The 10,971-nt window shown below is 70.5% G+C and carries 13 protein-coding genes; 2 read left to right on the top strand and 11 right to left on the bottom strand.

All coding sequences use genetic code 11. From position 1 onward, the window contains the following. Positions 1 to 411: DUF983 domain-containing protein (locus tag VGD44_RS05850; protein WP_331084846.1), on the top strand; the 411-nt coding region annotated here is incomplete at its 5' end. On the opposite strand, the gene VGD44_RS05845 is transcribed toward VGD44_RS05850, so the two are convergent. From VGD44_RS05845 to pdxH, 5 genes are all read right to left on the bottom strand, one after another. Beyond that, a complete protein-coding gene (locus VGD44_RS05845; protein WP_331084844.1) occupies positions 408 to 800 on the bottom strand; it encodes a DOPA 4,5-dioxygenase family protein in 393 nt (130 codons plus the stop codon). The two genes, VGD44_RS05850 and VGD44_RS05845, sit on opposite strands and share 4 nt — an antisense overlap. Then, entirely contained in the window at positions 797 to 1,327 is a 531-nt protein-coding gene (locus VGD44_RS05840) for a GNAT family N-acetyltransferase (protein WP_331084842.1), read from the bottom strand. Before VGD44_RS05840 ends, VGD44_RS05845 begins: the two co-directional genes overlap by 4 nt. A 32-nt stretch (positions 1,328 to 1,359) precedes the next feature. Continuing rightward, a complete protein-coding gene (locus VGD44_RS05835) occupies positions 1,360 to 3,006 on the bottom strand; it encodes a long-chain-fatty-acid--CoA ligase (RefSeq protein ID WP_331084840.1) in 1,647 nt (548 codons plus the stop codon). 77 nt (positions 3,007 to 3,083) lie between these two features. Next, positions 3,084 to 4,586 carry an AAA family ATPase gene (locus tag VGD44_RS05830; RefSeq protein ID WP_331084838.1) on the bottom strand — a complete coding sequence of 501 codons (1,503 nt, stop codon included), beginning with the start codon at positions 4,584 to 4,586 and terminating at the stop codon, positions 3,084 to 3,086. After that, positions 4,583 to 5,257 carry a pyridoxamine 5'-phosphate oxidase gene (gene pdxH, locus VGD44_RS05825; RefSeq protein ID WP_331084837.1) on the bottom strand — a complete coding sequence of 225 codons (675 nt, stop codon included), beginning with the start codon at positions 5,255 to 5,257 and terminating at the stop codon, positions 4,583 to 4,585. Before pdxH ends, VGD44_RS05830 begins: the two co-directional genes overlap by 4 nt. Positions 5,258 to 5,334: 77 nt before the next feature. Here pdxH and VGD44_RS05820 point away from each other — a divergent pair, with 77 nt between their 5' ends. Further along, entirely contained in the window at positions 5,335 to 6,027 is a 693-nt protein-coding gene (locus tag VGD44_RS05820) for a DnaJ domain-containing protein (RefSeq protein WP_331084835.1), read from the top strand. Positions 6,028 to 6,089: 62 nt separating this feature from the next. Here VGD44_RS05820 and VGD44_RS05815 read toward each other — a convergent pair whose 3' ends face one another. The 6 genes from VGD44_RS05815 to VGD44_RS05790 form a co-directional block, all read right to left on the bottom strand. Continuing rightward, complete coding sequence (locus VGD44_RS05815; protein WP_331084833.1) at positions 6,090 to 6,704, bottom strand: GNAT family protein; 615 nt, start codon at positions 6,702 to 6,704, stop codon at positions 6,090 to 6,092. Next, complete coding sequence (locus tag VGD44_RS05810; RefSeq protein ID WP_331084831.1) at positions 6,701 to 7,198, bottom strand: GNAT family N-acetyltransferase; 498 nt, start codon at positions 7,196 to 7,198, stop codon at positions 6,701 to 6,703. The genes VGD44_RS05815 and VGD44_RS05810 overlap by 4 nt, the downstream gene beginning before the upstream one ends. Then, positions 7,195 to 8,064 carry an NAD(P)-dependent oxidoreductase gene (locus VGD44_RS05805; RefSeq protein ID WP_331084829.1) on the bottom strand — a complete coding sequence of 290 codons (870 nt, stop codon included), beginning with the start codon at positions 8,062 to 8,064 and terminating at the stop codon, positions 7,195 to 7,197. The genes VGD44_RS05810 and VGD44_RS05805 overlap by 4 nt, the downstream gene beginning before the upstream one ends. Further along, positions 8,061 to 9,026 carry an oxidoreductase gene (locus tag VGD44_RS05800; protein ID WP_331084827.1) on the bottom strand — a complete coding sequence of 322 codons (966 nt, stop codon included), beginning with the start codon at positions 9,024 to 9,026 and terminating at the stop codon, positions 8,061 to 8,063. The genes VGD44_RS05805 and VGD44_RS05800 overlap by 4 nt, the downstream gene beginning before the upstream one ends. A 3-nt stretch (positions 9,027 to 9,029) precedes the next feature. After that, positions 9,030 to 9,806, bottom strand: a complete 777-nt coding sequence (locus tag VGD44_RS05795; RefSeq protein ID WP_331084825.1) for an enoyl-CoA hydratase-related protein — start codon at positions 9,804 to 9,806, stop codon at positions 9,030 to 9,032. Positions 9,807 to 9,932: 126 nt separating this feature from the next. Beyond that, positions 9,933 to 10,952, bottom strand: a complete 1,020-nt coding sequence (locus VGD44_RS05790; RefSeq protein WP_331084847.1) for an MBL fold metallo-hydrolase — start codon at positions 10,950 to 10,952, stop codon at positions 9,933 to 9,935. Positions 10,953 to 10,971: the final 19 nt, after the last annotated feature.

Raw genomic sequence — 10,971 nt, 5'->3', positions numbered from 1 at the left:
TCGCTGAGCGCCGGCCTGCGTTGCCGCTGCCCACGGTGCGGCGAGGGCAAGCTGTTCCGTCGCTTCCTCAAGATCGCCGACCGCTGCGACCGCTGCGGCCTGGACTTCAGCTTCGCGGATCCCGCCGACGGCCCGGCTTTCTTCGTGATGAGTGGCGTCGGCATCCTGGTCACCGCCGTCTGGGCGTGGACGGTGGTGGCCTTCCAGCCCCCGCTCTGGCTGCAGTTCGCCACGGTCTTCCCGGCCCTCATCGGCGGCTGCCTCGCGACCCTGCAGCCGGTGAAGGCCTGGCTCGTGGCCGAGCAGTATCTGCACCGCGCCGAGGAAGCCCGCTGGTCCTCGACCGGCGCCCACGGCGAAGGCGGCTTCACCTACGACCGCCGCGGCGTCTCCAACCGCCGCGCGGGCTAGAAGTCCCGCTTGCCGAAGCGCGGCATGCCCTGGTTCTGGCCGGGCGGGTCCATCACCGAGAGGTCCAGCTCCAGCGGCGCGCCGATCCAGTGGCCGAGCGTGGTGTGGTCGGCAAGGTCGTCGTCGGTGAGCGGGTGCACCAGCGCCCGCAGGCCCGAGCCCTCGATAAGCGGCAGGATCTGCGGCAGCGCCCGCTTCAGGAAGTGGATCTCGAACTGCGGCAGCGGATGCGGCCCGACCGGCCTCTCGCGCAGCTTGCCCACCATCTTCAGGTCCGCGATCTCGCCCTGCAGCGCCGTCAGCCGCGCATGCAGCGCGTCGGACGCCGGCCGCTGGCCCGGCTCGTGGTAGATGTGGGCATGGTAGGGCGCATCGTCGGCGAAGCTCATGCGTTCGGCCCTAGCGTTCTCTCCAGCACGTCGAAATAGAGATCGTCCCGCGTGGGCGTCCCGAACCGGTCGTCGCCATACGGGAACGGCTCGGTCTCGCCGGTGAGCGCATAGCCGCGCCGCTCGTACCACGCGATCAGCTCCGGCCGCTGGTGCACCACGGTCATCCGCATCCGGCGGCCCCCGCGGGCGCGGGCGTAGTCCTCGGCCGCCGCCAGCAGCGCCCGGCCCAGGCCGCCGTCCTGGCGGTCGGGCCGCACGGTCAGCATCGCGAGGTACCAGGCGCCGTCAGGCCCCTCGTCGAGGCGCACGTGGCCCATGTGCTCGCCGGCTGCGTCGCGCCAGATGAGCAGCTTCGCGCCGGGCTCGGCCAGGTCGTCGCGCAGCAGCGACTCTTCGATCCGTCGCCCGTCGACCAGGGTCTCGACCTTCCAGTCCGCCTGGCCGGCGGGCTCGCGGAAGGCGCGGTTGGTCATGGCGATGATGTCGGGATACTCGGCCTCGGCGGCCTCACGCAGGTCGACCACTCCCAGTCCCCATCGCTCACCCACAAGACCTCCTACGCCCGCTCGGCCACCTTCGCGGTCGGGAGCACGTAGTCCTTCATCCGTTCGCGGATCAGCTTCTTGTCGATCTTGCCGGTGGCGCCCAGCGGGATGTCGTCGACGAAGACCACGTCGTCGGGCGTCCACCACTTGGCGATCTTGCCTTCGAGGAACGCCAGGAACTCCTCCTTGGTCGCCTCCTCGCCGGGCTTGAGCTGCACCAGCAGCAGCGGGCGCTCGTCCCACTTCGGATGATAGGCGCCGATCACCGCGGCGTTGGCGGCCTTCTCGTGGCCCACCGCGATGTTCTCGATCTCGATGGTCGAGATCCACTCGCCGCCCGACTTGATCACGTCCTTCGCCCGGTCGGTGATCTGCATGTAGCCGTCGGGATCTATGGTCGCGACGTCGCCGGTGTCGAAGAAGCCCTGGTCGTCCAGGATCTCGCCGCCGTCGCCCTTGAAGTAGCCGCCGACGATGAAGGGGCCCTTGACCATCAGCCGTCCGAAGGTGGTCCCGTCGTGCGGCAGGCGCTGGTTCGCGTCGTCCTCCAGCTTCATCTCAACGCCGATCGGCGGGCGGCCCTGTTTCAGCTTGTAGCGGAGCTGGTCCTCAGGCCCCATCGCCGCGACCTTGGCGTTCGGCGACGAGAGCGTGCCCAGCGGCGACATCTCGGTCATGCCCCAGGCGTGGGTGACGTCGACGCCGTACTCGTCACGGAAGCCGCGGACGATCGCCTCGGGCACCGCCGAGCCGCCGATCACCACCCGCTTCAGCGTGCTGAGCTTACCGCCCGTGGCGCGCAGGTGCTGCAGCAGCCCCAGCCAGACCGTGGGCACTGCGGCCGAGAAGGTGACGCCCTCGGTCTCCAGCAGCTCGTGCACCGAGGGGCCGTCCAGCTTGGCCCCCGGCATCACCAGCTTGCAGCCCGCGGCCGCGCAGCTGAACGCCAGGCCCCAGGCGTTGGCGTGGAACATCGGCACCACCGGCAGGACGGTGTCGCGGGCGGACAGGCCCATCACGTCCACGCCTAGCGTGACCAGGGTATGCAGGAAGTTCGAGCGGTGCGAGTAGAGCACCCCCTTCGGGTTCCCGGTCGTGCCCGAGGTGTAGCAGAGGCTGGAGGCGGTGTTCTCGTCGAAACCGCCCCATTCGCAGTCGGCCGAGTTCTGCTCGATCAGGTCTTCGAAGCAGAGCGCGCCGGGCAGGGTCACGCCCTTCATGCCCTCGCGGTCGGTCATGACCACGTAGTGCTTCACCGTCGGCAGCTTGGGCGCGTTCTCGGCCAGGATCGCGGCGAACGTCAGGTCGGTGAAGATGATCCGGTCTTCGGCGTGGTTGATGATGTAGCAGAGCTGCTCGGCGAACAGCCGCGGGTTCAGGGTGTGGCAGACCGCGCCCATGCCCATGATCCCGTACCAGGCCTCGATGTGGCGGGCGGTGTTCCAGGCCAGCGTCGCGACCCGGTCGCCCGTGCCGATCCCTAGCCCCTTCAGGGCGTTGGACAGCCGCTTGGCGCGCGCATGGACCTCCGTATAGGTCGAGCGCACGATCGGCCCCTCGACCGAGCGGCTGACAATCTCGCGGTCCCCGTGCCAGGCCTTGGCGTGGTCGAGGATCCTGTCGACCGTCAGCGGCCAATTCTGCATCAGGCCCAGCATCGCGTTCCGCTCCGAGTTATCGCTTGTTACTTACCGCGAAGGCTTAGCCAGCGGACGCCGGTTCCGCAACGAAAGCCTTAGGTTAGGGCCGCCAGCCACGCTTTCGCCGCCGCATCCTTGGGCGCCTGGGTGTCGACCCTGGGCCAGGCCACCGTCTGGCCCTGCATCCGGCCCACCTGATCGTGCAGCACGGCCACCGTGGCGTCCGAGGCGTCGCCCTGGCGGCCGGCCACGCGAGCCTCCAGGACCTCCACCGGCGCGTCGAGCCACGCACCGCGGAACGGGACGCCGCACTCGGCCGCCAGGGCCTCGGCCCGGGCCCTGAGCGCCGGATCGATGAACGTGGCGTCCAGCACCACGGCCCGGCCGGCCTTCAGCATCGCGCGGGCGTTGTCGATCATGGTGTCGTAGGTGCGGACGTAGAACTCCGGCGTGTAGGTCTCCGGCGGCATGGTCTGGGTCGGCGGGATGTCCATCAGTCGCTTGCGGATCTCGTCCGTGCGCAGGATCACCGCCCCGGGCGACGCCCCCAGCGCCGGCGCGATCCCGCGCGAGAACCGCGACTTGCCCGACCCCGACAGCCCGCCCACGGCCGCCAGGACCGGCGACGGCGGCGAGAGGTGCGAAATCGCCGCCTCCACATAGGCCCGCGCCGTCTTGGGGTCGTCGGAATGGGCCGAGACATGGGCCCGCACGCCGGCCCGCACCGACAGCATCAGCGGCAGCGCCGCCAGCCCGTCCCAGACGTCGGCCGGGAACCGGCGCGCCGCCTCGTCCAGGTAGCCCGACAGCGCGCGCACCGCCGCATCGCGCCGGCCGCGGAAGTCGAGGTCCATCAAGAGGAAGGCGAGGTCGTACTGCACGTCCAGGTCCGAGAGGATGTCGCTGAACTCGATGCAGTCGAAGAGCACCGGCTCCCCGTCCTCCAACAGGATGTTGCCCAGGTGCAGGTCGCCGTGGCACCGCCGCGAGAACCCGGTGGCCGCCCGATGGGCCAGCAGCGCCGACTGCCGCTCCAGCTCGGCCTCGGTCAGCGCGATCATCACCTCGACGCGGTCCTGGTCCAGCCCCTGGCAAGTCTCGCGTAGCAACTGGGCGTTCGAGCCGACGGTGAAGGCCAGCGCCGTCAGACCGCCGGCGGGCCTGAGCGGCGCCGAGGCATGGAAGCCCGCAATGGTGCGTCCCAGCCGCTCGGCCAGCGCGCCGTCCACCGCTTCCGGCTGCGCGGCCAGCACCTGGGTCTCGTCGAAACGGCGCATCTCCAGCACGAACTCGGCGGTCTCGCCCCTTCCATCCAGCTGCAGCGTTCCGTCGGCCTCGCGGGTCACCTTGCGCACCGCGCGGTAGATGTCGGGCGCGGCGGCCTTGTTGAACTCGAGCTCGCGGTCCAGCGCCCACTTGCGCCGCTCCAGTGTGGAGAAGTCGGCGTAGCCCAGGTCTGCGTGGCGCTTCATCTTCCACGCCGACTCCGCGCCCAGGAACACATGGGCGCAGGCGGTGTCGATCCGGCGCTCGGTGCGCGCGCCCAGCCACGCCATCACGTCGTCTTCCGACGCCGCGTTCGGGGAGGCTTCTTTCAAGGAAACAGCCTGCGCGTCGTCCAGCCGGCTCCCGCGCGCTCGAACACCAGCCGCTCGTGCAGGCGGAACGGCCGGTCGCGCCAGAACTCGATGGCCTGCGGCGCGACACGATAGCCCGACCAGTGCGGCGGCCGCGGCACCTTGCCCAGCCCGTACCGCAGGCCCACCTCGGCGATCTTCTTCTCCAGCGCCAGCCGGTCGGGCAGGGTCCGTGACTGGGCGCTCGCCCAGGCGCCCAGCTGCGCCGGCCGCGCCCGGGTGGCGAAGTAGGCGTCGGCCTCGGCGTCGCTCGTCCGGGTCACGAGGCCGCGCACCCGCACCTGCCGCCGCAGCGACTTCCAGTGGAACAGCAAAGCCGCCTTCGGATTGACCGCCAGCTCCTCGCCCTTGGCGCTCTCGAGGTTGGTGTAGAAGACGAAGCCGTCCGCATCGACGCCCTTCAGCAGCACCATGCGCACGTCGGGCAGCCCGTCGGCGTCGACGGTGGCCAGCGCCATGGCGTTGGCGTCGTTCGGCTCCTTCTGCAGAGCCTCCTGGAACCACTCGTCGAAGAGCGCGATCGGATCGGTCTCGGACAGCAGCGGCGGCGGCTCGGCGGCGGCCACCTGCCGGACGTACTCGTCTTCGCTGGGCGAGGCGGGGATGAGGGTCTTCTCGGTCACGGTCGGCATATAGCCCGGCCGGGCGCGTTCCGCGAGGCGCGCGGCTTAACCCAGCGTTGACGGCGTTGACCCTAGGGTTCGCGCTGATGACTCCGGTCGCCGCCGATATGACCCTGAAGCACGCCCGCGAGGTGCTGGGCGTCACCTCGGACGCCACGCCCGCCGAGGTGCGCCAGGCGTTCCGCGAAGCGGCCAAGCGCGCCCATCCCGACGGCGGCGGCGACGAGGGCGCCTTCCGCCAGGTGGTCACTGCCTTCCACCGTCTGCAGGACCCGCTGGACGAGCGCTTCACGGCCCCGCCGGCCCGGCCGCGCGCCGCTCCGGACCCGGACCTCGAGATCACCCCGCTGCTGGCGCTCGAGGGCGGCGACATCGACCATCGCCTGCCCGACGGCCAGCTGATCCGCATCACCCTGCCCGCCGGCCTGCGCTCGGGCGACAAGGTGCGCGCGGGCGGCGCCGAGCTCTGCGTCTACATCCGCGCCCACGACGGCGTCATCGTCCGCGGCGACGACCTCTGGATGACGGTGAAGGTGGCCCCCTCGCTGCTGAAGAAGGGTGGCCGCATCAGCCTCGAGACTCCGATCGGCCGCCGCAGCGTCTGGATCGATCGGAAGGCCGCCGAGCGCGGCCTGGTCCGCGTCGAGGACCAGGGCCTCCCCGCCCGCGGCAAGCGCGCCGCCGGCCACCTCTTCGTCCGCCTCACCGCCACCCAAGGCATGGCCGACAGCGCCGCGCTCGCCCTTTTGCGCCGTTTCGCGGCGGCCTGGGCGGCGTAGCAACCACCCAACAAAGCTTGTCATCCCGGTTTCGCCGCAGGCGACGTGTGGGGAGGTTGGCGCTACAGCCGATGCCGCTTGCGCCACTGCTCCCGCGTCATCTCCCAGTAGACCGACTTGCGCACCGTCCCGTCCGGCCGCACCGCGTCGCGCTCGCCCATGCGGACGAACCCCGCCGCATCGATTCCCTTCTGGACGCGGACGTTGTCCAGCGCCGCGGTCAGGCACATCAGCTCCACGCCCAGGGTCTCGAAGATCCAGCCGAAGGTGTGCGCCATGCCCGCGCCGCCGCGGCCGCTGTTCTGCAGGTCGGCCCGCACCGCGCCCGCCAGCTCGGCCGACAGATGCTCGGGCCAGACGGTGATGCGCGAGTAGCCGGCCACCTCGCCGGCGTCGTCCAGGCTGACGATCAGCAGCGCCTCTCCGGCCAGCGCCTTGGCCTGGCTCTCGGTGACCCAACGGGTGACGCTGTCCTCGGTGATCGGCCGCGGCAGGTCGTAGATCGGCCCCGAGACCCGCGCGTCCGACAGCAGCTCCACCAGCCCCGGCACGTGCTTCAGTTCGGCCCGCTCGCGATGCGGGCCCAGGGTCGTGACGTCCACCGTACGCACAGCGCGGCGAAGGGCTTCGGCCTCCGTCTCGGAGGCGTGGATCACCGTTTTCGGAGGGGCGCTCACACGCCCGCGAGGCGCTTCAGCGCCTCACCGTCCACCCGGCGCACGGTCCAGTCGCTCATCGCCTGGGCGCCGAGGGAATCGTAGAACTCGATGGCCGGCTTGTTCCAGTCCAGCACCCACCATTCGAGCCGCCCGAGGTCGGCGTCGACGCACCGCTGCGCCAGCCGCGAGAGCAGCGCCTTGCCCGCGCCCACGCCGCGCGCCTCGGGCAGGACGAACAGGTCCTCGAGGTAGATGCCGGCCCGCCCCCGGAAGGTGGAGTAATTGTAGAACCACAGCGCGAAGCCGACGGCTTTCCCTCCGTGCTCGGCGATGTCGCAGAAGCAGCGCGGGTTCTCGCCGAAGAGATCGCGGCGGATGTCTGCCTCGGTGGCCTCCACCTCGTGCAGCAGCTTCTCGTACTCGGCGAGCCCCTTGATGAACGCCAGGATCAGCGGCGTGTCGGCCGGGGTGGCCGTCCGCACCACGACCTTCGATCCGACGTCCACGCTCATGCTCTTGCGGCCTCCAGCCCGGCGCCCGGCGGCGGCTTCGAGCTCTCCGGGACGAAGAAGTCCGGCATCAGCGGCTGGCTGGGGTCAACCCGGTACTGGTCGAAGTCGCGCACGCCCTCTTCATAGAGGAAGGTGTCGTCGATCAGGAAGTTGCCGCTGAACTTGCGCGCAGCCTTGTTGAAGATCGCATAGGCCGCGTCGGCCATGATCTCGGGCGTGCGGCAGCGGCGCATCCCCTCCTCGCCGGCCAGCGCGTTCTTGATCGCCGCCGTCGCGATGCCGGTGCGCGGCCAGAGCGCGTTGAAGGCGATCCCGTCGCCCTTGAACTCCTCGGCCATGCCCAGCACGCACATGCTCATCCCGAACTTGGCCATGGTGTAGGCCACGTGCGTCCCGAACCACCGCGGGCTCATGTCCAGCGGCGGCGACAGCATCAGCACGTGCGGGTTGGCCGCGGCCTTCAGGTGCGGGATGCAGGCCTTCGACGTCAAATAGGTCCCGCGCGCGTTGATCTGGTGCATCAGGTCGTAGCGCTTCATGTCGGTCGCAAGCGTGCCCGTGAGCTGGATGGCGCTCGCGTTGTTCACGCAGATGTCGATGCCGCCGAACCGCTGCACGGTCGCCTCGACTGCCGCCAACACGCTGGCCTCGTCGCGCACGTCCACGATCAGCGGCAGCGCCTTGCCGCCGGCCGCCTCGATCTCCTCCGCGGCGGAATAGATCGTGCCCGGCAGCTTCGGGTGCGGCTCGGCCGTCTTGGCGGCGATGGCCACGTTGGCGCCGTCGCGGGCGGCCTTCAGCGCGATGGCCAGGCCGATGCCGCGGCTGGCGCCTGTGACGAACAGGGTCTTTCCGGCAAGGCTCATAGTCGCACTCCCGTCGTCTCCTCCGAGACGCCCCACAGGCGCTCGGCGGCTTCAGGGTCCAGGGCGTGGGGCAGCACGCCCTCGAACGGATTGCTCTCGGTCCAGGCTACGGCTTGGTTGCAGTTCTCCAGGTAGAGCCCGCCCACGCCTTCCAGCTCGGACGCGAGCGCGGCCCAGACACTGGTGGCCGCGCCTTGTTCGGGGCTCTTGAAGCGGTCGTTCACCCGGCCCTCGGCGTCGATCCAGCCGAACGCCCGCATCTCCTCGTCGGTCAGGTGGCGCTGCAGCGGCGTGCGGATGCCGCCCGGCATCACCGCGTTGGCCGTGACCCCGAGTTCGGCAAAGCGCTCGTGGAAGCCCACGGCGAAGAGGGCGTTGGCCGTCTTCGACTGGCCGTAGGACTCCCACTTGTCGTAGGGCCGGTTGCGGTAGTGGATGTCGTCGAACACCACGCCGCCGCGGCGGTGGCCGATGGACGACAGCGAGACCAGGCGGCTGCCCCTCCCGTTGTCGGCCCCGTTCATCAGCCCGCGCGCCAGCAGCACCGACAGCAGGAAGTGGCCGAAGTGGTTGGTGCCCACCTGGGTCTCCAGGTCCTGGGCCGTGTAGCCCAGCGGGCAGGCCATGACGCCGGCGTTGTTGATCAGGATGTTGAGCGGCTTGTCGCCCCACGAGCTCGCGAACGCCGCCACCGAGGCCAGGTCGGAAAGGTCGAGCTTGCCGACGCTGGCCTTGCCCTTGCCCGCCTTGTTGATGTCGTCGGCGACGGCCTGGCCGGCCTCGGTGTTGCGCACCGCCAGCAGCACGTCGGCCCCTGCTTCCGCCAGGGCGCGGGCCGTCTCCACCCCGATCCCCGAGGCCGCGCCGGTGACGATGGCGGTCACGCCGGCGAGATCGTGGCCGGCGGCCACCTCCTTCGCCGTCGAGCGCGCGCCGAAGTCGGATGTGATGCGGTCCGCCATGTCTCAGCTCACCTTCGAAAAGTCGGGCGCCCGCTTCTCCCGGAACGCCGCGAACGCCTCGGCCGCCTCGGCGGTCTTCAGCTGGGCGCCGAAGTGTGCGCCCTCTTCCTGCATCCGCGCCAGATAGCGCTCGGACTCGCGCATCAACGCCTTGGTGATGGCCACCGCGGAGGGCGGCTTCGCAGCCACCGCCTCCGCCGCCGCCCGGGCCCGGGCCCGCAGCTCGCCGACCGGGACCACGGCGTTGGCGATGCCCCAGGCCTCGGCCTTCCTCGCATCGACCGCCTCGCCCAGCACGAACATCGAGAACGCCCGCGCGTGGCCGATCCGCGCCGGCAGGGTGATCGACGAGGCCGCTTCCGGCACCAGCGCCAGGTTCACGAAGGGGGTCGTGAGCAGCGCGTCCTCGGCGAGGAACACCAGGTCGCAGTGCAGCAGCATGGTCGTACCCACGCCCACGGCCCGGCCGTTCACCGCGGCCACCACCGGCGTCTTCGCCCGGCCCAGCGCCTGGATCAGCGCGCTGCCGCCGCGCCGGTCGCCCTGCGCCGCCTCGCCTGAGTTGACCGCCTGGAAGCTCGCCAGGTCGTTGCCCGAGGTGAACATGTCGCCGTTCGCCTGGATCAGGATGCATCGCACCTCCGGATCGTCCGCCGCGCCGTCGATCGCGTCGCCCAGCGCGCCGTACATCTCGTTGGAGAGCGCGTTCTTCTTGTCGGGCCGGTTCAGCGTCAGCGTCAGCACGCCGTTCGCCTTCTCGATCAGCACATGTTCGGTCATGGGGTGTCCGGCCCTCCCTCGAGCCATTCAAACAAGCGTTCGCACGTACGACGTAAGCTCAACCGCGCGGGGCGCAAGGGCCCTGGCCCAAGCGACGTAGCGTCAACCGCGCGAAGTTCCAGGGGATCACGCCGCGGCGCGGTACCAGTCGACGCCGTTCGTGTCCCGCTCGCGCACAGCCTCGCCGCGGGCGATGAGGCAGTTCAGGTGCGCCAGGCTCTCGCCGGTGGCCAGGCCGAGCAGGTACTCGTCGATCTTGCGCCGGAAGAGGACGCCGAACACATCCACCACCCGCTTCGGCTTGGCGATCAGGTCCTTCAGCCGGGTCAGCCCCCGCTCGTGCCCGCCCACCAGGTGGTCCAGCCGCGCGTGCAGGCCGAAGAACGGGTCGTTGTGCGCCGGCAGCACCAGCACGTCGTCGGGGACCCGGGTCTTGATCTGTTTCAGCGACGTCAGCCAGTCGGTCAGCGGGTCACCGTCGGGCTCGGTCGGGAACACCGACACGTTCGACGAGATCTTCGGCAGCACCTGGTCGCCCGAGATCAGGAGCTTCAGGTCCGGGCAATGCAGGCAGGCGTGCTCGGGGCTGTGGCCCGAGCCCACCACCACGCGCCAGACGTGGTCGCCGATCTTGATCTCGTCGCCGTCGTTCAGGCGGTGGAAGCTGTCGGGCAGCGCATAGAGCCCGCGGCCGAAGCCGCCGAACTTGGCGCGGTAGTTCTCCAGCGCCTCCTCGTCCCAGCCCGCGGCGCGGAAGAAGCGCAGCGCGTCCTCCGGCGCCTCGCGCCCGGTGTCGGCGGCCAGCGAGCGGCACGTGATGTACTCCAGCCGGGTGATCCAGAGCCGGGCGTTGAACTTGCGCGTCAGGTAGCCCGACATGCCGATGTGGTCGGGGTGCATATGGGTGACGAACACCCGCGTCACCGGCTTGCCGCCCAGCGGACCCTTCAGCGCCGCGCGCCAGGCGTTGCGGGTGTCCATGCCACCGATGCCGGTGTCGACGATGGCCCAGCCGCCCTCCTCAGCGATCGCCCAGACGTTGATCCACGCCAGCGCCCCGCCCAGCGGCATGCGCAGCCACTTCACGCCGGGCGCGATGTCGACCGCCTCGCCGGTCTTGGGCGCATGGTCGAACGGATAGGTCAGCTTCGGGCGATGGCTTTCC

This window comes from Phenylobacterium sp., assembly GCF_036402295.1.
Classification (GTDB): domain Bacteria; phylum Pseudomonadota; class Alphaproteobacteria; order Caulobacterales; family Caulobacteraceae; genus Phenylobacterium.
This window is presented reverse-complemented; position numbering and strand designations above follow the sequence as displayed.

Bases quoted from the DNA above. Each gene is read 5' to 3' on its own strand.
- VGD44_RS05845 (WP_331084844.1), bottom strand. From the start codon at position 800: ATGAGCTTCGCCGACGATGCGCCCTACCATGCCCACATCTACCACGAG.
- VGD44_RS05835 (WP_331084840.1), bottom strand. From the start codon at position 3,006: ATGCTGGGCCTGATGCAGAATTGGCCGCTGACGGTCGACAGGATCCTC.
- pdxH (WP_331084837.1), bottom strand. From the start codon at position 5,257: ATGCCGACCGTGACCGAGAAGACCCTCATCCCCGCCTCGCCCAGCGAA.
- VGD44_RS05820 (WP_331084835.1), top strand. From the start codon at position 5,335: ATGACTCCGGTCGCCGCCGATATGACCCTGAAGCACGCCCGCGAGGTG.
- VGD44_RS05810 (WP_331084831.1), bottom strand. From the start codon at position 7,198: ATGAGCGTGGACGTCGGATCGAAGGTCGTGGTGCGGACGGCCACCCCG.
- VGD44_RS05805 (WP_331084829.1), bottom strand. From the start codon at position 8,064: ATGAGCCTTGCCGGAAAGACCCTGTTCGTCACAGGCGCCAGCCGCGGC.
- VGD44_RS05800 (WP_331084827.1), bottom strand. From the start codon at position 9,026: ATGGCGGACCGCATCACATCCGACTTCGGCGCGCGCTCGACGGCGAAG.
- VGD44_RS05795 (WP_331084825.1), bottom strand. From the start codon at position 9,806: ATGACCGAACATGTGCTGATCGAGAAGGCGAACGGCGTGCTGACGCTG.